At 41.6% G+C, this 23917-nt stretch carries 13 protein-coding genes; 9 read left to right on the top strand and 4 right to left on the bottom strand.

The annotated features are described in order from the left end of the window. Window positions 1-174 precede the first annotated feature (174 nt). The 3 genes from NPUN_RS28740 to NPUN_RS28730 all read right to left on the bottom strand — a co-directional run bounded on the left by NPUN_RS28740 (window position 175) and on the right by NPUN_RS28730 (window position 11057). Window positions 175-666 carry a hypothetical protein gene (locus tag NPUN_RS28740; protein ID WP_012411926.1) on the bottom strand — a complete coding sequence of 164 codons (492 nt, stop codon included), beginning with the start codon at window positions 664-666 and terminating at the stop codon, window positions 175-177. Window positions 667-938: 272 nt separating this feature from the next. Further along, window positions 939-3524 carry an adenylate/guanylate cyclase domain-containing protein gene (locus tag NPUN_RS28735; RefSeq protein ID WP_012411925.1) on the bottom strand — a complete coding sequence of 862 codons (2586 nt, stop codon included), beginning with the start codon at window positions 3522-3524 and terminating at the stop codon, window positions 939-941. 420 nt (window positions 3525-3944) lie between these two features. Further along, entirely contained in the window at window positions 3945-11057 is a 7113-nt protein-coding gene (locus NPUN_RS28730) for an AAA family ATPase (RefSeq protein WP_012411924.1), read from the bottom strand. Between the two features lie 181 nt (window positions 11058-11238). Between NPUN_RS28730 and NPUN_RS28725 the strand changes: the two genes are divergently transcribed. From NPUN_RS28725 to NPUN_RS28690, 9 genes are all read left to right on the top strand, one after another. Then, the gene (locus NPUN_RS28725) at window positions 11239-11979 is read left to right on the top strand and encodes a cytochrome c biogenesis protein CcdA (RefSeq protein WP_012411923.1); all 741 of its coding nucleotides are present in this window, start codon (window positions 11239-11241) and stop codon (window positions 11977-11979) included. Between the two features lie 30 nt (window positions 11980-12009). Further along, entirely contained in the window at window positions 12010-13407 is a 1398-nt protein-coding gene (locus NPUN_RS28720; protein WP_012411922.1) for a cytochrome c biogenesis protein, read from the top strand. Between the two features lie 118 nt (window positions 13408-13525). Next, a complete protein-coding gene (gene pstS / locus NPUN_RS28715; RefSeq protein ID WP_012411921.1) occupies window positions 13526-14620 on the top strand; it encodes a phosphate ABC transporter substrate-binding protein PstS in 1095 nt (364 codons plus the stop codon). Window positions 14621-14667: 47 nt separating this feature from the next. After that, on the top strand, window positions 14668-14865 hold the full coding sequence (locus NPUN_RS42575) for a hypothetical protein (protein ID WP_193372248.1): 198 nt from the start codon (window positions 14668-14670) through the stop codon (window positions 14863-14865). Window positions 14866-14950: 85 nt separating this feature from the next. Continuing rightward, on the top strand, window positions 14951-15913 hold the full coding sequence (locus NPUN_RS42570; protein WP_012411920.1) for an IS110 family RNA-guided transposase: 963 nt from the start codon (window positions 14951-14953) through the stop codon (window positions 15911-15913). 780 nt (window positions 15914-16693) lie between these two features. Beyond that, on the top strand, window positions 16694-18448 hold the full coding sequence (locus NPUN_RS28705) for a Mu transposase C-terminal domain-containing protein (RefSeq protein WP_012411919.1): 1755 nt from the start codon (window positions 16694-16696) through the stop codon (window positions 18446-18448). Window positions 18449-18451: 3 nt separating this feature from the next. Beyond that, on the top strand, window positions 18452-19282 hold the full coding sequence (locus NPUN_RS28700) for a TniB family NTP-binding protein (RefSeq protein ID WP_012411918.1): 831 nt from the start codon (window positions 18452-18454) through the stop codon (window positions 19280-19282). Beyond that, complete coding sequence (locus NPUN_RS28695; RefSeq protein WP_012411917.1) at window positions 19282-19782, top strand: TniQ family protein; 501 nt, start codon at window positions 19282-19284, stop codon at window positions 19780-19782. The genes NPUN_RS28700 and NPUN_RS28695 overlap by 1 nt, the downstream gene beginning before the upstream one ends. Window positions 19783-19991: 209 nt before the next feature. Then, on the top strand, window positions 19992-20360 hold the full coding sequence (locus tag NPUN_RS28690) for a hypothetical protein (protein ID WP_012411916.1): 369 nt from the start codon (window positions 19992-19994) through the stop codon (window positions 20358-20360). Here NPUN_RS28690 and NPUN_RS28685 read toward each other — a convergent pair. Continuing rightward, a complete protein-coding gene (locus NPUN_RS28685) occupies window positions 20357-23911 on the bottom strand; it encodes a CHAT domain-containing protein (protein ID WP_012411915.1) in 3555 nt (1184 codons plus the stop codon). The genes NPUN_RS28690 and NPUN_RS28685 overlap by 4 nt on opposite strands. Window positions 23912-23917: the final 6 nt, after the last annotated feature.

Below are 23917 nucleotides of genomic sequence, written 5' to 3'. Positions count from 1 at the left end.
GCTTTAAAAGTCACAAATATAAATACAAAATTGCCTGCGTAGGCGTAGCTCGTCGTAAATATTGCATTCATTAACCCATAAAGTATATGTAGCAAAAAGACGCAAAGAATTTCTTTGCGTCTTTGGTGTGAGATTTATAAGTAGATATTCTCACCGTTATAATTCTCCATCTACTTAAACTTGCTCCCGCCAGCACCAGCTTAAAAGTGTGCCACCAGCCACCAACTTAACTACTTCCAGTACCCAATAACTACCGTGTAGTAAATTCATTGTCGATGGAATAGCAGCAGCTGCTTCAAATAGGTTTAGCTGAACTCCTACGGCGCACATTTGCGGAGTTAAGAAATAAGTGTCAAGCACAGCTATAGTTAGCAGCAGTCCAGATAAAATAATACTGCCAATACGCCAGTGATATTGGGTTTTACCCAAAGCTAATGCCCCTGTCAGTACTACAGCAGCAGACAATAATTCCATCCGATTGAAGTTCCAAAAAATCGTATAGCCTGCTGTTGTAAAACCAGCTTGGCTCATCATGCCAGAAAGATAAAGGCTAGGCATAATTACCCAGTCTAAAACTAAACTAGCACTGAGCCAAAAGCCCAAAGTCAATATAATAGTGGTTTGCCAAATTGGTCGTTTGAATTCAAGGCTAGAAATAGCAGTCATAAAATAATTGCGTGTGTTGTATTTCTTAGTTTCTAACTTCACCAGCAGTTTGACAAGGAATATCAACTAACCTTTACAAAGCGACTTATCTTAATTGATTCTTAATCCAACCCCAAGATTTTTTAAACTTAATTGAGAAATATTAAGATATTTTAAAAAATAATTTAAATAGATTTTGCTTTTTAATAAATACTCAATTTTTCTTGAGTTTTCAGCCAGAGACTGGAAACTCAAGAAAGATGATAATTACTGCTTCGATTTAGCAAAGTCACTTATTTCTCTTGAAATGTCCAGACACCTTCATCCCAATCTGACTCTGTTGGAGGTGATTGTAACCAATGCTGACAACGTAAAAGATGCAACATAGCAGCTTTATCTTGGTTGTCTGCTGCTAAAACTAGGGCAAATTCAGCCCTAGCACGGTTAAAATCACGTTTGAGATAATACTCGCGTCCTTTGTGATAATGCTCAATGACTTGCAATTTTTCGCTTTCAATTGGGTTGGAACGCAAACCGAGTAATTCATAGATGGCTACTGGCTCATTTCTGCCTTTGACACGAATGTAATCTAGTTCCCTTGCCCAAATATTATCTTGGCAGGGTTTAAAAGTGTTATGGCTAATAATAATGTCGCAACCATATTGTTTGCTGACGCTTTCTAATCGAGAGCCAAGATTAACACCATCACCAATGGCGGTAAATTCCATCCGTTTACTAGAGCCAATATTCCCACTAATCACAGTATCTGAGTTGATGCCAATGCCGATTTTAATTCTGGGCTTATCATCTACATAGCGGCGTTGATTAAATTCGTGCAGGCGAACGCGCATTTCTAAGGATGTTTGCACTGCCATCCAAGCGTGTTCTTCTAATGCAAGAGGAGAACCAAACACAGCCATAATCGCATCGCCGATGTATTTGTCAAGCGTGCCTTTATGTTTAAAGACTGCCTCCACCATTGATTCAAAATATTCATTGAGCATACTTACCACTTCTTCTGCTTCCAAGTTTTCTGTCAAAGTGGTGTAGCCGCGAATATCAGAAAATAAAATCGAAACTTCTTTGCGATCGCCTCCTAGTTTAGCATCATCTAATTTCAGCAGTTCTTCGGCTAATTCCTGGGTCATGTAACGGTACATTGTACTCTTGAGCCGCTTTTCATCACTGATGTCTTCCATCACCACTAGCGCCCCACGGACTTGCTCGTGGTCACTAGCATCGGCAATTGTGTTAATGGATAAATTAATACTGTGACTTTCTGTACCAGTAGTTACAAGTGTGCGATCGGGGTAATATTGCTGGCGGCCTTTTAAGTCAACTGCATGTAAAGCATCTTGATACCACTTGCTAAAATCGCCTTCTTTGATGCCGATCGCATCAGTAACTAATTTACCTTCTAAACGGTCATCTATTCCCAGTCCTAGCAAACGTTGGGCGCTTTCATTAGCGGCGATAATTAAGCCAGTTTTATCAGTGGAAACCACTCCATTGGAAAGACTACGCAGAATATCCCGTTGCATTTGTTCTTGTTGCTTAACTGTGGCAAACAACTGGGCATTTTGCAGCGCAACTCCGGCTTGAATATTAAAAGCTTCCATGAATTCTTCATCGTTGCGGTCAAAGCTAGCTTGGAAGCAGTCGGGAGCTTTGGGCCAATCAGCTGGATTATAAGCGGGAAAATCACCAGTTTTCTTTTTATTTACGAGTTGGGTAACGCCAATCAGTTGTTGATCGGCGTTAAATACTGGCATACAAAGTAAGCTACAAGTGCGATAGCCATTTTGCTGATCGAGTTGTTTGGCTGTATCAGAATCAGGATCGTAGTACAAATCAAAGGCAATATTCAGTTTCTTGCCAGAAGCCGCTACTATACCAGCAAAGCCTTTGCCTACGGGGACTCGCAACTCTTTAGTTGAACCATCATCTTGAGTGATTTTCGTCCACAATTCATGGCGATCGTGGTCTATTAACCATAGTGTACTGCGATCGGCATTCATCAGTTCCTTGGCTTCATCCATCACCCGCTTTAGGGTGTCTTCTAAGTCGAGGCTGCTTTGAGAGAGGGACTTGATGGCCTTCATTAGCGCCGCCACTGCTCTTTGTTTTTGGGTGGCGACATAAAAAGAGCGCGACGACTCTAAAATTAGGCGAATTGAAGGGGCAAATTCTTGAAATAATTGTTCGTCACAAGAGAGAAAACCTTTGGTATCAACGCGCTCTGCAAGGGGAGCGGCGTGATTATTGCCAGATTTTAATTTATTCAGTAATTGTACTACCGCAACTAACTGTCCATGTTCGTTTAACAGTGGCAAAGCCAGCATGGTGTAGGTGCGGTAGCCAGTTCTTTTTTCTTGTTCTTGGGCAAAATGCGATCGGGGATCGTTATAAAAATCAAAAGGAATATTGATAACTTGCTTGAAAGTAGCGACTTCACCAGCAATCCCTTTATCGGCGGGGATACGAATTTCTAAAGAGCGATCGCCTTCCCCCTCAGCTAAAATCGACCAGAGTTCTTGTTTTTCTTCATCCAATAAAAATATTGTTGTCCGGTCTGCCCCCAGTAATTCCCCGGTTTTTAAGGTAATCGAATGCAACATTTCTTGCAAAAGAGTTTCAAACCCCTGAGAATCCAGCATTGATAGGGTTTGATGAACAATCTGTAATTTTTGCTCGACATCCTGAACGACTTGCTTAAAAGTATCTTGAGTCAGGGGAGCAAGAAACGTAGAAAAATTTCCTTTCCTTGTGGCAAGAGCGCCTACAGGAGCAGAATTTGTTTGTAATTCGAGGTTTTCTTGGTTGTGAACACCAATAATCAAATCGGTGGTTTCCCCATAACTTCCTTGATACACTGACATAACTGGTATTTTATATAGCAGGATGAGATTTTAGATTTAAGAATGAGATGAAATTTATGTAAGTTGTGCTAAAAACAACAATGCCTTGATATTATCCATAGTTTAATCGCTTGTTTAGCTAGCGTCATCCTGTGAATAAGGGCGGAAATTGATTACTAACAGCCATATTTGACCAAAACCCTTTCCCACTGACGGATACAGATGATAAATAGAGGGTCAGACCCCTCTGATTTAACCGATAAAACAATGCTATCCGTATCTTTTAGTGAGCAGATCCAGACCTCTCTCCGAGATGCTATGCAAACAAAGTTGGGCTAGTACCGCAAGGCGGAAGTCAAAAGTCAAAATGAATACAGCGTAAGAGTTTCATTGATTTAGAATAGGTGGTTTATTTACGCCGTACTGTACTAGAGCCGCGGACTACAAACTTTTAATTAACAATCCGATCGCCTTTACCAATTCTTCTGGATCTACAGGTTTGGAAATATGCTGTTGAAATCCGACAGCGATCGCTTGCTGATAATCCATCTCTCCAGCATAGGCAGTTAAAGCGATCGCGGGAATTGTCCCACCTTGCTCTGGTTTTAGACTCCTAATCTGTCGCATCAACATATAACCATCCATTTCTGGCATCCCAATATCGCTAATAATCAAATCTGGCTGGGATTGACTCAGTGCAGTTAAAGCTGCAATGGCTGAGGCTACAACGGTAACAGATGCACCATACTCCTCCAGCATAAATGGCAAAAACTCTCTCATATCTGCGTCATCATCCACTACTAGAATCTCTAAGCCAAATAAGGGTAAGGACTGTTCTGGCAGCAGTGAGAAGGTATTTATTTTATCTTTAATTCCTTTACTTTCATTCTGTAAACATGGAAGTCTAACAGTGAAAGTTGCTCCTTGTTCTTCACCCAGGCTTTCTGCTTGCACAGTTCCCCCGTGGAGTTCTACAAGATGGCGGACGATCGCTAATCCTAAACCTAAACCACCGAATTGTCGGGTTGTGGCTCCATCTGCTTGACGGAAATAATCAAAGACATAAGGTAAAAACTCAGGTGCAATCCCTTTACCTGTGTCAGTTACGCAGATTTGTACCTGTGAGCCAACCTGCTCTAATTTAATTTTTACCTGTCCCTCACTAGGAGTAAACTTAATGGCATTGGAAAGGATATTCCAAATGACTTGTTGCAATCGATTGGCATCACCTAAAACTGAGCCGACACCAAATTCAAAAATTGTCTGAATCTCGATGGACTTAGCCTGTGCTGATAAACGCACTGTCTCGATCGCAGCTTCAATGACTGATACCAAATTAATGGGGCCGAAGTTGAGGTTAAGTTTACCCTGAAGGATGCGGGAGACATCAAGCAAATCTTCAATTAATTGGGTTTGTAATTTGGCATTGCGCTCAATGGTTTCGAGGGCGCGATCGCTTGTTGCTTGGTCAAGTTTACGACTCCGCATCAGCTTTGTCCAACCGAGAATCGGGTTAAGCGGGGTTCTCAGTTCATGGGATAGCACGGCTAAAAATTCATCTTTGATGCGGTTTGCTGATTCAGCAGCATTCCGCGCCGTTAGTTCAGCTTCGTAAAGGTGGGCGCGAGCGATCGCTTGGGCGCATTGTTGAGCAACAGCCAACATAAACGCTCGATCTTCTTCGCTAAATTCTTGAAGTTGGGCAAATCCTAAAGTTATACCTCCAACTGCCGAACCCTCTACCATCAATGGAATAGAAATCCAGGCATCAATGTCATATTGGGCGTAAGCTTCAGCTAGATGAGGGTAACGAGCTATTCTATTTTGTCTTGATTCAGCCCAAGCAGGTTGTCCAGTCCGCACAGCTTCGGCTAAAGGGGAAGGTGAATCAATAGGAAAATGCCGCCAAGCGTCCACTAAATCTTGGTTATAGCCAACTGTCTGCACAATTTCTAGTTCAGTCTTGTTTTCATTCAGTAAGGCGACGAGGGCAGAATTGGCTCCCAAAGCAGCCATACTCTGTTCTACAATGACTTCAGATACTTGGGCTGGTGTCAGCGATTCTGAAAGGGCAGCCGTGATCGATTGGAGACGGGCAATGCGCTCTAGGGCTATCTCTGCCGTTTTTTGGGCTTGCTGCGCTTCTTGGTAAAGGCGGGCATTATCAATGGCGATCGCTGCTCGATGGGCAATATCTTCAGCTAGTGACAAATCAACCGTGCTGTAACGACGTTCTGATTCCGCAGTAAAAAAGGAAATTGCACCAAAAATTCTTTCACGTGCCATCAAGGGCAACATCATACAGGACTTTAAACCAATTTCACGTATAATCCTTAGATGTTCTGCATCTGGAATGCCTTTTGCTAAGAGTGCATCTGAGATTTCAGTTACCATTTCAGGAATTCCTGTACGCAGTACTTTAGGCACACCTACTGGTTCATCCAACTTTCTCGGATAACGCTGATGAAGTTCCCAACCGAGTTTAACTTTCTCTGGATCTCGGTGGGCAACTGCTACCCGATTAATTGATTGGTTGTCTTGTAGCAGATCGACGCTGCACCAATCGGCGAAGTAAGGCACAACTAAGTTTGCCACGCTTGCTAGCGTGCTTTCGTAATTGAGAGAAGAAGCAAGGGTGGCACTGACTTGAGCCAAAAATGCTGCTCGTTGGCGATCGGCTTCTGCTTCCTGTCGGGCGGTTTGCTCTTGAATTAGCTGGATACGTTCGGCTTCAGCTTGTTTGCGATCTGTGATATCAAGCACAACACCACTCATGTGTGTGGCTTTACCTGCTTTGTTGAAAAAGGCTTTTCCCCGGCAGGCTAGATAGCGGATACTACTATCATCTCGAATCATTCGATATTCTAAATCATGCTCTACGCCTTCGCTAATGGTTCGGCTCAACGATTGAGCCAGCAATGACCTATCATCTGGATGCAGACGGGCTAAAATTGTTTCAGAGGTTGCAACAAAAGTTTCAGGTGTTAACCCAAATAGTTGGTAAACCTGTTCATCCCAGTCAAATAGATTATTGGCAATATCCCAACTCCAAACGCCAATTTTGCCAGATTTCAAAGCGAGGTTAAGCTGTTCTTGGCTATTCTCTAAACCTTGATAAAGACGAGCATTTTCTAGAGAAATAGCTATTTGAACTGTTAAAATATCTAGTACGGAAAGTTTTTCCTGTGTAAAAGCGCTGGGGATGAGATTGTTTTCTAGATACAAAATACCAAGTAATTTAAACTGACGTGCGATCGGTAAACAAAGTACGGATTTAGGTTGTTTTTGGATTACATACTCATCTCCCGAAAACAGATTTTGCTCAGTGGCATTTTGCAAAATCACTGTTTCTTGAGTTCGTTGAACATAATTCAGCATTGATTGCGGAATTAATTGTGAAATTTCGCCTTGAAATACGGGTCGAGAAACATTGAGCTTTTCAGCTTGGGGATTAACTTTAGCTTCTACTTCAATTACCAAATTTTGCTCGTGTTCAAGCAATAAATAACCGATTTCTGCTCCTGCTTGCTCGATGACAATCTGCATTAATGTCTTCAACAACCGCGAAAGAACAATTTCACTAGATATAGTTTGAGAGGCTTTAACTATTGATAAAAAGTCCAAATGCTCACCTGTGCTGAAAAACGTTCCATTAGAGACAAGCTGTTGTCGTGGCAATAGCTGAGGATAGGATTCTTCGAGGTGCTTAACTTTAGCAGATGCCTCCCAGCGTATATAAGCATTTTTAGATTCTTGTAAGTAAGTTTTGGCAATTAGTTCAAACTTTCGCTCAAAGTAAAACTTAGCGCCTAGCTCATGAGCCAAAGCTTCATATTGTACAAATCCCTGTTCACGGGCTGAAGCAATTGATTGATCGTACAAGCGCATTGCTTCCAAGTTTCGACCTTGAATTCGAGCTATTTCAGCCGCTACTAATTGAGACTTGTGTAAGAAGTTTTCAGGGCAGTGGTTAGCCCAGTATTGCAATTGCTTTTGATGGGATTCTAGGGATTGTAAAAACTGTTCTTGCTCTTGACCGGATACTGTAGGATAAAGAGCCGTTAGAGTCAGTGAGTAATATAAAATGTAATCTGTTTCAATTAGTGATGCTAGTGTCTTTACTGGAAAATTAGACAATTCTAAGGCAGAATTAAATGCCTCTGTATATTTTCCATAAGTAAAAAATATAATTAATTTAATAATATGATAAAAAATAGTTCCACTAACAAAATCGGCATCTGTAATGATAGATAAAGCGGATGACTCATTAAATTCATCATTACTGAGAGTCAGATTGTGGTGAGTCAGTCCGCGCAGATTCATCAGTAGCATTTGCTGTAGTTTGATTGTCTGGTAGACAGTCTCATGTTTAGACTGACGGGCGAATGCAGTATATTTTTCTAGCGATTTGTATGTTTCTGCAAGTGGAAAACCTAACTGGATAATTTGCCACGAGCCTTGATAACCATTATAGTTCGCCATCGTTACATCACCAGCTTCCACACAACCAATAAATCCCCGTTCTAAAAAGGGAATATCGGTAGCAATGTGGTTACACCAAACGTTAATATGGCTTCCATGAATGTGTAGAACAACTCCTCTGAGTTTCAAATCATGTAACTTTTCATTTAATTGAATTGTCATCTCAGAAAATGCGTACCCTGTAGGAATATCATGGAAGATGGAAACCAATAACATGGCATACATGCTGTAAGCAAAACAGGAATCTTCCGTATTGCCAAACTTGAGTGAGTAGTTAACTGCCTTAAGTACGACTAAGGGAAAGAGATCGGGTCTACCAAGATAAGTAGGTGGTCCCAAAGTCGTCAACAGACTAATGACTGTTTTAATATTTGGATCTTGGATTACTATAGAATTAATTAAATCAGATACTTGTCTATTACCTAGATTGGTTAGTACTTGGTTTTTTTCAATTGCGATCGCAGCTTGCACTTCCTCATTTGTATCAGGGAATGTCACCCCAAAAAGTTTTAAAGCTTCTAATCCCAATATCAGCGCTTCTTCATACCTCCCTGCAACTTGATAGAGTCTGATTTGCAGCATATAAATATTAGATTTATCCATATAGGATGCTGCTTTACTGAATAGGATTTCAAATAATTCTTGCGCTTGTCCTAAATTTCCCGTTAAGAATTCACACTCAGCTAGTTCTCTGAATAGGGTAAATGTTTGTTCATATTGTTCAATCCAGGCATTTTCAGCTAAAAGATTCATGGCAATGCTAAAAAGCTTTTTAGCAGGAGTGTAGGCTGTAGAAGCTTTTGCCTTCTTAGCAGCAATTAAATTCAACCGAATCAATTCATCTTTTTCTGCCTGTTCAATAATCAGATCAACTGCGAAATTGAGTTGATTGACTAAATCAAAGATTTGCTCGTTAACTTTTTCATAACTAGCATTCTTCAGCAAAAGTCGCCCAATTCTCAGGTGAACTGCCGACTTCGATTCATCAGCAATTAATGAGTATGCAGCTTGCTGAACTCGATCGTGATAGAAACGATAGTTTTTATGGGCAGTTTCATCTGACTCTATGGGGATAATTAATCCTCTTAAAATTGCTTCAACAAGTGCGTTTGCTGTTTCTTCAATAGATTGTTCACCAACGACCGCTAAAATTTTTAAATCGAAACGATTACCAATACAGGAGGCTAACTTAAGCATCTCTTGAGTTGCGGTTGGCAGTTTTTGCATCCGCCCAATCATCAAACTGACAATATTATCTGTAATCCCTTGGGCTTCAATCTGAGCTAGATCCCATTGCCATTCCCCTCTACTTTCCTCCTTAGAAAGGGAGGATTGAGAGAGGTTAAAAATTAGCAGATTTTCTTGATGTAATGTTTTCAAAAATTCATTGACAAAAAAAGGATTCCCATCAGTTTTTTGGATAATCAATTGAGCCAGAGATTCTACTCGTTCTGCTGAACTATGCAATGTATCAGCAATCAACTGATTTATATAAACAAGATTCAAGGGAGTAAGAAGAATTTCAGTTATTCTTGCTCCATACTGGCAAACCTTCCCTATCATCAAACTAAAGGGATACACAACATCTACTTCATTATTTCGATAGGCTAAAATGAAGCAGAGATACTGGATATTAGATTCAGTCATGACGCTTTGAATTAAATTCAAAGTAGCGCTGTCTGCCCACTGCATATCATCTAAAAAAACAGTGAGTGGATGCTCTTTTTGAGCAAAGACACTGATAAAATTCTGAAACACTAAATTGAATCGGTTTTGAGATTCGGCAGGCCCCAACTCTGGTATAGGTGGCTGTTCTCCAACGATTAATTCAACTTCTGGAATTACATCTGCGATTAATTTACCATTATTTCCTAATGCTGCTTGTATTCGCTTTTTCCAATTGGCAAGTTGATCTTCAGGCTGCGTTAAAATTTGTCGAGCGAGTGTTTGAAAAGCTTGAACAATAGTGGAATAAGGTATATCTCGTTTGTACTGGTCAAACTTACCACAGATAAAAACCCCGCGTTCTCTCACAATGGGCTTGTGAATCTCCTTCACTAGAGAAGATTTACCAACCCCAGCATAGCCAGAGACGCACACAACTTCTGGTTTCCCTTGGGTAACAACTCGCTCAAATGCTTGCAGAAGCTTGGCAATTTCTTGTTCTCGCCCATACAATTTTTGGGGAATTTGAAAGCGCTCTGAGATATCTTGCTCACCCAAAACAAAGGATTGAATTTCTCCGGTTGTCTCCAATTGCTTTAAGCACCGTTCCAGATCAAATTGCAAACCTAAAGCGCTTTGATATCTCTGTTCTGCAACCTTTGACAACAATTGGATGATGATGTCACAGAGCATTTGGGGAATATCAGAGTTGAGCTTTTTCGGAGATGGCGGAGATTGGGCAATATGACAATGCACCCACTCTAATGGGTCTTTGCCTTGAAATGGTAGCTGACCTGTGAGCATCTCATAAAAGGTGACTCCCAGTGAATACAAATCGCTACGATGGTCAATCCCTCGATTCATCCGCCCGGTTTGTTCAGGTGAAAGATAAGGTAAACTGCCTTCAATACGACTGGAACTACTAACTATTTGCTGCTGATATGGAATGAAAGTAGCAATTCCAAAATCGGCAATTTTAACCTGATTGGTTTCCAGGTTAACTAAGATATTTTGTGGCTTAATATCTTTGTGGACAATGTGATGAGTGTGAATTTGTGCGAGTTTGCTGGTGATTTCAATAGCAATCTTTAAGAACGAAACAGGTTCTTGAAATTGGTCTAGCAACTGGTCAAGCGATCGCGCCTCAAAATCCTCCATAATCAAATAAGGGATTCCCTGGTGCATCTCTAAGGCGTAAACCTGGACTGCGGCGGCGATATTTAACTTTTGAGCGATCGCATACTCATGTTTGAGTTGTTCAATATTATTGGGTGTACACTGTTCTGAACGTAGCCCTTTGATAATTACCGGACACTGGTCTTTAACCTTGATTCCACGGTATATAACTGCTTTTACCCCTGCTTTTAACAAAGTGACAATTTTAAATCCGGGTAATGCAATCATCATGCTAAATGCTCCAGCCGTGCTTCTTCCGAGATAATTCGAGCTTAATTGTATTTTAGATACATTTCTTTGGCCAGATGAAATTTAGATGATATCAGCTTTGGATAATCACTTCTGCTGACTCTACAGACAAAAATAAGCTACAATTCAAGCAGAGTAAGCATTTCCCGCTCAGAAACTCCCCATGCTTGATAACCTGCAAACCCAAATTTACCAACTAGAACAATTTGCCAACAGCCTCGTTTCTAACCAACTGGCACACCTTAGCGTGGTCAGTGTTGGTATCATCTTTGTAGCCGGCTTGCTCACGAGTCTTACACCCTGTATGCTTTCTATGCTGCCAATTACCATTGGTTACATCGGTGGTTATGAAGCCAAAAACCGCTTGCAAGCAGCTGCCCAATCAACTTGGTTTGCTTTAGGATTAGCAACTACGTTAGCAGGGATGGGTATAATAGCAGCTTTGGTAGGAAAAGTCTATGGACAAGTGGGAATTGGTTTGCCGATTATCGTCAGTATTATTGCCATTCTCATGGGGCTGAACTTACTAGAAGCACTACCTCTGCAATTTCCATCCTTGGGCGAAACGAATTGGATTTCGCAAGATTTACCTATAGGATTGCGTTCTTATTTACTGGGTCTGACTTTCGGCTTAGTCGCATCCCCTTGTAGCACGCCTGTTTTAGCCAGTTTACTGGGTTGGATTGCCAATACACAAGACTTAATTTTAGGCGCTGTTTTGCTACTTTCTTACACAGCCGGTTATGTAGCACCATTGATTTTGGCGGGTACTTTTACAGCTTCAATTAAAAAATTACTAGAATTGCGTCGCTGGTCTGGTTGGATTAACCCAGTTAGCGGGGCGCTGTTGGTAGGATTCGGTGTATTTTCCTTAATTTCTCGGATTCCCCTCGGCAATTTTTAATATCAATACCTTTGTTAGATTTTACACGTAATGACTTTAGAAGATTCAGCGTCCAAAGAATTAAAATGGTGGGCAATACCTGGGCAGTTCTTACGGCAAGAGCTTTTGCCCGTACTGACTAACTTACGACTAGCGATCGCACTACTGCTATTGATTGCAATCTTTAGCTCCACTGGTACTGTAATTGAGCAAGGTCAGTCACCCGCATTTTATCAGGCTAACTACCCAGAACATCCAGCTTTATTTGGTTTCTTAACTTGGAAGGTAATTCAGGTAGTTGGGTTAGACCATGTATATCGTACCTGGTGGTTTCTAGCATTACTCATCTTATTTGGTACTAGCTTAACTGCTTGTTCTTTTACCCGTCAGTTACCAGCTTTAAAAGCTGCCCAACGCTGGAAATATTACGAAGAACCACGGCAATTTCAAAAATTAGCTTTAAGTGCAGAACTAGATAATGGTTCTCTAAATTCTCTCAGCCAACTATTACAGAAACGCCGCTATAAAATTTTTCCAGATCGAGAAAAAGAAAATATCCTCTATGCCCGCAAAGGAATAGTCGGACGCATCGGCCCAATTATCGTTCATATTGGCATCGTCGCTATTTTGCTAGGGGGAATTTGGGGGGCGATGACTGGGTTTATGGCACAGGAAATGGTTGCTAGTGGCGATACATTTCAAGTCACAAATATTGTCGATGCTGGCCCATTAGCCGCCCAAGTCTCGAAAGATTGGTCTGTGCGCGTCAATCGTTTTTGGATTGATTACACTCCATCTGGCGGCATCGATCAATTTTATTCCGATATGTCTGTCTTAAATAAGCAGGGAGAGGAAGTTGACCACAAGAAGATTTTTGTCAACGAGCCTCTGCGCTATCGGGGCATAACCTTCTACCAAACTGATTGGGGAATTGCAGGTGTTCGCGTCCAATTTAACAATAGCCCAATTTTTCAACTACCAATGGCGCTATTGAACACCAAAGGACAAGGGCGCATTTGGGGAACCTGGGTTCCTACTAAACCGGATTTAAGCGAGGGTGTTTCTTTACTAGCCAAAGACTTGCAAGGGATGGTATTAATTTATGATCCCAATGGTAAATTAGTTGATACAGTCCGTGCTGGTATGTCCACTCAAGTCAATGGCGTGAAGCTGAAAATTCTGGATGTTATTGGTAGCACTGGCTTACAAATTAAAGCCGATCCAGGCATACCAATTGTTTACTCAGGGTTTGGTTTATTAATGTTGGGTGTGGTGATGAGTTACTTTTCTCATTCACAAATATGGGCATTGCAAAAAGGCGATCTCTTATATGTTGGTGGCAAAACTAATCGCGCCCAAGTTGCTTTTGAACAAGAGGTTTTAGAAATTTTAGATCGGCTTAGTTCAGAGCCAAAAATTGAGGAGAAAGAGACGGCTATTGAAGTTTAAATGTAAAGGTACGCATAGCATAACTGAAAACTTTGCGTACCTTTGTATTTCAAATTTATTTTCCTCGTTTTACAATTAATTACGCCCACACAGCTACAGATTGGAAAATTATTAAGCATTGGAACTAAAGTTTTGTATATCTGCTCAACTTCAATTTAAACGACGGGTTTGCCTACTACCCGTAATCGCTATATTGTTGAGTATTGTTTCTTGTACTGCCGATAATAAAAAAATCAATCGTGTTTCTCTTGTTGGTGCTGGGGCAAGTTTTCCTGCGCCTTTGTACGAACGCTGGCTTTCAGATTACAACCAGCAAAATCCCAATGTGGAAATTAACTATCAAGCTATAGGAAGCAGCGCTGGAGTGCAACAGCTGATTGAAGGTACTGTAGACTTTGCAGCTAGTGATGTGGGAATTACAAATGAACAAGCAACTAAGATAAAAAGGGGAGTGATTGCTTTACCCATGACTGCTGGTTCCATAGTGCTAGCTTACAACCTCGCGTCCGCCCCCCAGTCACCTCCAGTCAATCCGCCAAATGGTTTAAAGCTATCACGCCAAGTTTATGTAGATATCTTTCTCGGAAAAATTACGAATTGGAATCATCCGAGAATAGCTGTAGCTAATCCAGGCGTAAATTTGCCCAATCTACCGATTCAGGTTGTATACCGCACTGATGGTAGTGGAACTACAAGTGTGTTGACGCAACATCTAAGTGCTATAAGTCCAGAATGGAAAAGCAAAGTTGCAGCAGGTAAAGCTGTAGCATGGCCAGTAGGAATTGGTGGAAAGGGTAACGAAGGTGTTACTGCCTTAGTTCAACAGATCCCAGGAGCTATTGGCTATGTAGAATACATCTACGCCAAACAAAATAAACTTCCTGTGGCTGCTTTGGAAAATAAATTTGGTAATTATATTACGCCCACACCAGAATCTGTAGCTCAAACCTTGGAGTTAGTGAAGTTACCTACCGATAACTTAATTGCTTTTATCAACGATCCTACAGGTTCACAGTCTTATCCCATCGTTACTTATAGCTGGCTTTTAACTTATCAGCAATATCCAAACCTAGCCAAAGGTGAAGCGCTGAGGAAATTTATTGATTGGGCTTTGATTGAAGGGCAAAAATCCAGTTTGGAACTCGGATATATTCCTTTATCTAAAAAAGTTGTGCTTCAAGTACAATCTGCTGCAAACAGAATTGCAGAATAACTAGTTTTTAGTTCAATACGGTTCAGTTCAGAAAAATTGTCGGTTGGGTGAAGCAAAGCGCAGCCAAACAAAGCTATGAAAATGTTGGGTTTCGTTCCTCAACCCAACCTTGTATCTTAGAAATAGTAGTAGACCGTCCCAACCTTGGTCAAGAAAGACCGCTTTGTAGCATGGGTCACTACAACAATCTCTTTGACAGAACTCGAACAGTCGCCAGGGGCAAAAATTTCAATACTGATATTTAGATGATACAGTCCGTATCGTGCAAGGATGAGTGTAATCAAGGGGATGAGAATCAACTATAACAAACACAATCCGTGAGAGTGAAATATGGAAAATATTGCTCAATGGGTAGGTATTGATGTGAGTAAAGCCACATTAGATGTTTATATCCGTCCTCTGGGTAAAGCTATGATTGTGGCAAATACAGAATCAGAAATATCAAATCTAGTGAAGCTACTCTTGTCCTATAGTTTAAATCTGATTGTACTAGAAGCAACCGGAGGATTAGAAACTGAACTAGTAATCCAATTGCAAGCTGCACTTTTACCAGTAGCATTAATTAATCCCCGTCAAGGACGAGATTTTGCTAAAGCTACGGGTAAGCTGGCCAAAACTGATGCTATTGATGCACAAATATTGGCACATTTTGGCGAAGCGATGAAACCCCAAGTTTTAGCCATTCAATCCGAAACGGCGCGTCAATTATCGGAATTAATTAGTCGCAGACGACAATTAGTGGAGATGCAGACAGCCGAAAAGAATCGCCGCTCACTCACTCGTGGCCAAGCCTTGGCAGATATTGAGGCTCATATTGAATACCTGGAAGAACACCTCAAACAACTCAATCAAAAAATTGCCGAATTGACGCAAAACAATCTTCAATGGATTGATAAAGTTAATTTACTTAAAAGTACTCCTGGTATTGGTCAAGTAATTTCGACAACTCTGGTTTCGGATTTACCAGAACTGGGTCAACTCACTGCCAAACAAATTTCTCGCTTAGTTGGTGTTGCACCAATTAATCATGATAGTGGTCAACACAAAGGTAAGCGCATGATTAATGGCGGTCGCGCTCATGTTCGTGCCACTCTTTATATGGGTGCTGTTGTTGCTATGGTTCATAATCCGGTTATCAAGGCCTTTTATGAGCGCCTTATCGAACGTGGTAAATCGAAAAAATTAGCTCTCACTGCTTGCGTTCATAAAATGTTAGTTATTCTAAATGCAATGGTTCGAGATAATTTGCCTTGGCGTGTAACTGAAAACTTACAACCCATTGCCAACGCTTAATCACAACTCAACGTTTTTATACTTTGGAATAGTCCCCCCGATGATCCCATTGTGGCATTTGGGTCAACTTTTTATGCTCTTTTTTATCTCCATGGGAAATCCAGCAACTGGGGGAAGATTCTGCGGCGAAGCGGAGTGGCTGGTGCGGGCTGCTACCATCTTAACCAAGAGCCACAAGTCTTTTTGCCCGTACCAGCCACCGCAGAATCTAGCGCAGCGTTCCACAGTTGCGTCAATGTTAAGAGTACCGGTTTTTTGTTAACGATCGCTTGACTTTTAAGACAGTCGCTACAGAACTTAAGGTTTTTATGGCTAACTAAACCGTATTGGTTTTTAGTTGAAATCGTGTCCGCTTAATCAACCTGAGTAAAAATGTCCTACTTTTAGCATGAACTTTCTGAATTCCTTGATATCCTTTATCACCAAAGTATTCAATATTTTCTCTTAACCGAACTTTACTGTTTTTAAGTATGCAAAAATTATTGTACATTAACTAATTATTTGTCATTGTACAAAAATGTACAGTGACTAATTATATGTCGTCGAGACAAATTAATGTCATCCATTAAAATCTTGCTCGGTATAGGTTACAGCGTTTTAGTAGTATTAGGATAACATCTTGACAGTGACAGATTAGCTGTCATTTTGGGTAATAGTGACAAATTAGCTGTCGCTTCATCAGAGATAAAAAAGCTTTTGTGTATTTTCATAATGACAAATTGACTGTCGCTTTCTGTTTAAGTAGAATAACAATATGTTTTTATAAAAAAGCTTCGCATTATGAACAGTCAGCAAAATCCTGATTTAGCTGTTCATCCCTCGGCAATTCCTATAGAAGGCTTACTAGGAGAAAGCGATATAACTCTTGAGAAGAATGTAATTGCCACACAACTCTCAGAGGAAGCCCAACTCAAGCTAGAGGTAATCCAAAGTTTACTAGAACCCTGCGATCGCACAACCTATGGACAAAAGTTGCGGGAAGCAGCAGAGAAACTAGGTGTATCGTTACGAACGGTACAAAGGTTGGTGAAAAACTGGGAACACGATGGCTTAGTCGGACTCACTCAAACAGGTAGGGCTGATAAAGGAAAACATCGCATTGGTGAGTTTTGGGAAAAATTCATTACCAAAACCTACAACGAGGGTAACAAGGGTAGTAAACGTATGACCCCTAAACAAGTTGCTCTCAGAGTCGAGGCTAAAGCCCGTGAGTTAAAGGACTCTAAGCCACCCAATTACAAAACCGTGTTACGGGTATTAGCGCCCATATTAGAAAAGCAAGAAAAAGCCAAGAGTATTCGTAGCCCTGGATGGAGAGGAACTACGCTTTCAGTTAAAACCCGTGAAGGGAAAGATTTATCAGTTGATTACAGTAACCATGTTTGGCAATGTGACCATACCCGCGTAGATGTGTTGCTCGTGGATCAACATGGTGAATTACTAAGTCGTCCCTGGCTAACAACAGTAATTGATACTTACTCTCGTTGCATTATGGGTATCAACTTGGGCTTTGATGCACCTAGTTCTGGGGTAGTAGCATTAGCGTTACGCCATGCAATTCTACCCAAACAGTACGGTTTCGAGTACAAACTGCATTGTGAGTGGGGAACCTATGGTAAGCCAGAACATTTTTATACTGATGGCGGTAAAGACTTTCGCTCTAACCACTTGAGTCAGATTGGAGCGCAATTAGGATTTGTCTGCCATTTACGCGATCGCCCTTCTGAAGGTGGAGTAGTAGAACGTCCTTTCAAAACATTGAATGACCAACTATTTTCAACGCTTCCTGGGTACACCGGATCTAATGTGCAGGAACGCCCAAAAGATGCGGAAAAAGACGCAAGGCTCACTCTAAGGGAACTAGAACAGCTACTTATACGCTATATCGTTGACCGTTACAACCAAAGTATTGATGCTCGGATGGGCGATCAAACTCGCTTTGAGCGTTGGGAAGCAGGATTGCCCACAGTACCAGTACCAATACCAGAACGAGATTTGGATATCTGTTTAATGAAGCAGTCACGGCGTACTGTACAAAGAGGTGGTTGCTTGCAGTTCCAGAATTTGATGTATCGAGGAGAATATCTGGCAGGTTATGCAGGGGAAACTGTCAACTTAAGATTTGACCCCAGAGACATTACAACAATTTTGGTTTATCGCCAGGAAAACAATCAGGAAGTATTTCTCACCCGCGCTCACGCTCAAGGTTTGGAGACAGAGCAACTGGCATTAGATGAGGCTGAGGCAGCAAGTCGCAGACTCCGTAACGCAGGCAAAACTATCAGTAACCAATCATTATTGCAAGAAGTTGTTGACCGCGATGCTCTTGTCGCAACCAAGAAAAGCCGTAAGGAGCGTCAAAAATTGGAACAGGCGGTTTTGCGATCTGCTGGGGTTGACGAAAGTAAAACTGAATCCTTGTCTTCCCAAGTAGTTGAACCAGATGAAGTGGAATCTACAGAAACGGTTCACTCCCAATACGAAGACATGGAAGTGTGGGACTATGAACAACTTCGTGAAGAATACGGGTTTTAAACAATGACAGAAGCTCAAGCGATCGCCAAGCAGTTGGGTGGGGTAAAACCAGATGATGAGTGGTTGCAAGCTGAAATTGCTCGTCTCAAGGGTAAGAGTATTGTGCCTTTACAGCAGGTAAAAACTCTCCATGATTGGTTGGATGGCAAGCGTAAAGCACGGCAATCTTGTCGAGTCGTTGGGGAATCACGGACTGGCAAGACGGTTGCCTGTGATGCCTATAGGTACAGGCAAAAGCCACAGCAAGAAGTTGGGCGACCCCCGATTGTGCCTGTAGTTTATATTCAGCCTCCGCAAAAATGCGGCTCTAAGGATTTATTCAAGGAGATGATTGAGTATCTTAAGTTTCGAGCAACAAAGGGAACTGTTTCTGATTTTCGTGGGAGGGCGATGGAGGTACTCAAGGGGTGTGGGGTAGAAATGCTGATTATTGATGAAGCTGATCGCCTCAAACCTGAGACGTTTGCTGAGGTGCGAGATATTTATGACAAGTTAGGAATTGCTGTGGTATTGGTGGGAACAGACCGCTTGGAGGCAGTAATCAAGCGAGATGAACAAGTCTATAACCGCTTTCGGGCTTGTCATCGCTTCGGCAAGTTATCGGGGAAAGATTTTCAAGATACTGTGCAAGCCTGGGAAGATAGAGTTTTGAAACTGCCTGTTTCTTCTAATTTAACTAGCAAGGATATGCTGCGGATTCTCACATCAGCAACTGAAGGTTACATTGGCCGCCTGGATGAGATTCTCAGGGAAACAGCGATTCGTTCTTTATCTAAGGGATTTAAGAAGATTGATAAGGCTGTTTTACAGGAAGTGGCGAAAGAGTACAAGTGATGACAACACCAGATGTTAAGCCTTGGCTTTTTATTATAGAACCCTATCCAGGGGAAAGCCTAAGTCATTTTCTAGGTCGGTTTAGACGTGCTAACCATTTATCTCCTGCTGGGTTGGGTGGTTTAGCTGGGATTGGTGCTGTAGTGGCACGGTGGGAAAGATTTCATTTTAACCCTCGCCCTAGTCAAAAAGAGTTGGAAGCGATCGCATCTGTAGTAGAAGTGGATGCCCAAAGGTTAGCCCAGATGTTACCACCTGCTGGAGTGGGAATGCAGCATGAGCCAATTCGCTTGTGTGGGGCTTGTTATGCTGAAGCGCCTTGTCACAGAATTGAGTGGCAGTATAAGTCGGTGTGGAAGTGCGATCGCCATCAACTCAAAATTTTAGCGAAGTGTCCAAATTGTCAAGCACCTTTTAAAATGCCTGCCCTGTGGGAAGATGGGTGTTGTCATAGATGTAGGACTCTGTTTGCGGAAATGGCAAAGCAACAGAAGAGTTAATGATAACACCAGAAAAATGTGTGAATTAACCAAGTATCTAGGTGAATTTTTCTGGTTGTCGAAAATGGGCGTAGGCGTAGCCCGTCGTAGACATCGCACTCCAAAATTACTTCTACTATTGATATCGTGTCAGCACCACATCTCTGGATTCGGCGTTAGATGTATAATTACTCAAGATTTTTGTGTATTTATTTACTGGTTAAAACTAGATGATTACTGTTACACCAGAGGAAATTAGTCAATTTCGCCGTGAATTGGCAGATAATCCCCAGGCTTTAGTAGCTTTGGATACTATCGAAGAGTGTGAAGGTTATTTAGACGATGCCGTTCCACTGCTGGTTATGCGGGAAACTGCACAGGAAGCAGATAGAGGATTAGATGATTGGTTGGAAAAATCCCGCCAATTTTTCTGTCAGGAAGAAGTTAGAGAAGCCTTGGAATCTGGATTGCTTGCTCCAGCGATAGAAGCGATCGCTATTGGTATTTGCATTCCTCCTGGTATAGCAACTGCACTCAGTATTTGCGTGTTTAAACTGGGTGCGAAAAAGTTTTGTAAAGTCCCCGAATCTGGTGCTTAAAGTCCAGAAGCTGTAAATCCAGCCCAGTAGTAGGGATTTGCGAAAGGTAGGGGTTGACGTTGCTTGATTAGTTTCAAAGATTCTTGAAATATGATGCGTTGTCCTACTCTTAGTTGAGCAAGGACTTTTTCAATCTGGGTTTTGTGTTCCTCCAGAAATATGTCTAATCCCTCAATAGTCAGATTTCGCAGCCAGTTTTGAGCTTGTTTCAGGGCTATGGCAATATCTCCTGTTTCCAGGTTATCAAGTTTGACTAAGTTTTCGTAGAATTTAATCATTAAAAAGCTGGTCGATAAGTCATCCACTGTCCAAAGAGAACTAACGACATTGGGACTACCTGCTAATAGAAAACCGCTAGGTAAACCTATATATTCATCGCTAGTATTTGTATAATCAATCAATCCAGTTTCGCAAGCGGAAAGGGTGACGAGGCGACATTTTTCTAATTTGAGAGTGAAGATTTTATCTAGAGTAAGGCATTTGTCTAAATCGTGGGTTTCCCCTGCTCGCACGTTCAGATAACGTTCGGAGTTGGGTTTTGTTGGTGTGTCTGCGATAGGCGCATCTGCCAAAATTAGGGCTGATTTACCGGGATTTGTTAAGTTAAAATACCCGTGACAGCTAAAGTGGGCGCAATGGTAAGTATTTAAGTCGGAATTATTAATAGCTGTCAGTGTCGCTGCTGTTTTTTTCAGGACATTAGCAGTGTTAAAGTAGCTTTGAATAACTTGTACTTCTAAATCTGTATAGTTTAAATCGCCTGTGGGGTTTTGGATGGCAAACAGGGATTGAAAATTAGGTCGTTTGCGCTGTTGTACCTGTTGCAGTAGTTGACAACTGGGTGCATAACTCACACCACCAGTAAATAAATCTAGAAGACAGCGCGAATTTTCAGCATTGTGATTGACTGGAAGTGCATGAAGAGGTAATAAATGCAGGAATCGATGGGGAATTAGGATGAGTTTATCGCAGTGCTTTGGTATCTGGTTTAATATTTCATCAATGTGCAGAATTGAGGCTAATTCTTTGAGTGCTTTCCCTAAGTTATTTCGCCATTGGTCTTTTTGATCGTAGTAATTCTGCAAATATTGATTTCTCCAATCATACAAGGCTTGTTGTTCTTCTGGTTGAGATTGCCAAACTGTTATCTCTCCTTGTTTTGCGAAAATAAACGCCAGAATTTTATCGTTGAGAACATACCACTCAATAATGGCTGTCTGCTCATTTAAAGTGGGCTGGAATGAGTCAAACTTAAAACCATAACCAACAGGTAAGTATTGGTTTTGTAATTCATTACGCTGCTGTCGCAATTCTTGGAGATGTTGTGCTAGGACTTCTAGATTTTCAGCTTTGCCATTTTGGATTTTATATTGTCCTACGGCTATTTCATCCCTGTATTTTTCTAATTGAGTGAATACTTCTGGAGGGAAGATTGTTTTAGAGTCGCGTTCGAGGATTTGTTCAACTAAATTGCGGGTTTTACTACGTTCAACATATTCAATTGCTTCGGTAATCTTATTTAATTTCCTGCAAACTTCTACCATGCTGCTATAAACTCGGTTAAAGTGTTCCGCTTGTTTGCGTTTGCTTTCCTCTCCAGATACTATTTCTTCTCGCAAAGATTCTACCGTGGCAATGGCATACTCAAAAGTATTATATGCTAAGTCAAACTTGTTTGCGTCTTGGTAATTTCTTCCCAGTCCAAACGAAGTTTCTGCATGGTTTTCAGGCAAAGCTTCTCTGGTGTAGACAGTTAAAGCAGCAGTTGAAGCCGTGATCGCCTGTTCGATGTTATCTGCCCTGTCTCCTTTAATTCTATCCCTGTAGACATTTGCGAGATTACTTTGCGTCATTGCCCAAGATTGAGGCAAAGCTTCTCTGGTGTAGACAGTTAAAGCAGCAGTAAAAGCAGCGATCGTCTGTTCGATGTTATCTGCCCTGTCTCCTTTAATTCTAGAATAGTAGGCATTTGCCAGATTATTTTGCGTTGCTGCCCAATCAATAGGCAAAGCTTCAGGAGTTCTGACAGTTAAAGCAGCAGTAAAAGCAGCGATCGCCTGTTCGATGTTATCTGCCCTGTCTCCTTTAATTCTAGAATAGTAGGCATTTGCCAGATTATTTTGTGTTGTTGCCCAAGATTGAGGCAAAGCTTCTCTGGTGTAGACAGTTAAAGCAGCAGTACAAGCAGCGATCGCCTGTTCGATGTTATCTGCCCTGTCTCCTTTAATTCTATCCCTGTAGACATTTGCGAGATTACTTTGCGTCATTGCCCAAGATTGAGGCAAAGCTTCTCTGGTGTAGACAGTTAAAGCAACAGTTAAAGCCGCGATCGCCTGTTCGATGTTATCTCCCCTGTCTCCTTTAATTCTATTCCTGTAGGCAGCAGCGAGATTATTTTGCGTCATTGCCCATTCTTGAGGCAAAGCTTCTCTGGTGTAGACAGTTAAAGCAGCAGTAAAAGCAGCGATCGCCTGTTCGATGTTATCTGCCCTGTCTCCTTTAATTCTATCCCTGTAGGCAGCAGCGAGATTATTTTGCGTCATTGCCCATTCTTGAGGCAAAGCTTCAGGAGTTCTGACAGTTAAAGCAAGAGTTAAAGCCGCGATCGCCTGTTCGATGTTATCTGCCCTGTCTCCTTTAATTCTATCGCTGTAGGCATTTGCCAGATTATTTTGCGTTGCTGCCCAATCAATAGGCAAAGCTTCAGGAGTTCTGACAGTTAAAGCAGCAATAAAAGCAGCGATCGCCTGTTCGATGTTATCTGCCCTGTCTCCTTTAATTCTAGAATAATAGGCAGCAGCGAGATTATTTTGCGTCATTGCCCATTCTTGAGGCAAAGCTTCTCTGGTGTAGACAGTTAAAGCAGCAATAAAAGCAGCGATCGCCTGTTCGATGTTATCTGCCCTGTCTCCTTTAATTCTCTCCCTGTAGGCAATTGCCAGATTATTTTGCGTCGTTGCCCAATCAATAGGCAAAGCTTCTCTGGTGTAGACAGTCAGCGCGACTTCATAGCCAGCGATAGCAATTTCCATATTACTGGCTTTGTTACCCAAGGGGAATTGCTGAATTAGATTGCTAAATGTGGCAATAACTTGTACTACGTATTCCGCCTCATCTGCTTTCGCTTCCCCCAGTGTATTTGTCCCCCAACGACGCAATATTTCTGCTAACACTCCGTCAAGTTTGTCTGTATTCTTTGCCAGCAAGGGGTAAACTACCTGGGAATTATCACTACTGTCTGCGGTTGCTTGTAGTACCTGCATCAAGAATTGGTAATATGTCTGTATCTCCTCCTCACTGAGAGATTGCAAATCTACTTTATTATCTAGATTCAACGCTTCCCCTAGTTGCATTGCCAAACTTTGCAACCAATTCGCTGTATTCTCATCTCCGTGTTGGGAACACATCTGTGCTACTGCTTCTACCGTCTGCACAAAGCCAGCATCAAGTAACTCTTGGTTTGCTGCTAAAATCTCTGATTCTTCACCACTAGGGGAATCTAACAGGCTGCGAATAAGGTTGAGATAAGCTTGCTGACGCTGTTCGTTCATAAGTAA

The organism is Nostoc punctiforme PCC 73102, assembly GCF_000020025.1.
Lineage (GTDB): Bacteria > Cyanobacteriota > Cyanobacteriia > Cyanobacteriales > Nostocaceae > Nostoc > Nostoc punctiforme.
The sequence above is the reverse complement of the archived record's forward strand: the minus strand, read 5'-3'. Positions and strand labels throughout refer to the sequence as shown.

What these genes read in the sequence shown, in the direction of transcription:
- NPUN_RS28700 (WP_012411918.1), top strand. Translation starts at nt 18,452, where the DNA reads ATGACAGAAGCTCAAGCGATCGCCAAGCAGTTGGGTGGGGTAAAACCA.
- NPUN_RS28720 (WP_012411922.1), top strand. Translation starts at nt 12,010, where the DNA reads ATGACTTTAGAAGATTCAGCGTCCAAAGAATTAAAATGGTGGGCAATA.
- NPUN_RS28740 (WP_012411926.1), bottom strand. Translation starts at nt 666, where the DNA reads ATGACTGCTATTTCTAGCCTTGAATTCAAACGACCAATTTGGCAAACC.
- NPUN_RS28735 (WP_012411925.1), bottom strand. Translation starts at nt 3,524, where the DNA reads ATGTCAGTGTATCAAGGAAGTTATGGGGAAACCACCGATTTGATTATT.
- NPUN_RS28690 (WP_012411916.1), top strand. Translation starts at nt 19,992, where the DNA reads ATGATTACTGTTACACCAGAGGAAATTAGTCAATTTCGCCGTGAATTG.
- NPUN_RS28695 (WP_012411917.1), top strand. Translation starts at nt 19,282, where the DNA reads ATGACAACACCAGATGTTAAGCCTTGGCTTTTTATTATAGAACCCTAT.
- NPUN_RS28705 (WP_012411919.1), top strand. Translation starts at nt 16,694, where the DNA reads ATGAACAGTCAGCAAAATCCTGATTTAGCTGTTCATCCCTCGGCAATT.
- NPUN_RS42570 (WP_012411920.1), top strand. Translation starts at nt 14,951, where the DNA reads ATGGAAAATATTGCTCAATGGGTAGGTATTGATGTGAGTAAAGCCACA.
- NPUN_RS28730 (WP_012411924.1), bottom strand. Translation starts at nt 11,057, where the DNA reads ATGATGATTGCATTACCCGGATTTAAAATTGTCACTTTGTTAAAAGCA.
- NPUN_RS28685 (WP_012411915.1), bottom strand. Translation starts at nt 23,911, where the DNA reads ATGAACGAACAGCGTCAGCAAGCTTATCTCAACCTTATTCGCAGCCTG.
- NPUN_RS28725 (WP_012411923.1), top strand. Translation starts at nt 11,239, where the DNA reads ATGCTTGATAACCTGCAAACCCAAATTTACCAACTAGAACAATTTGCC.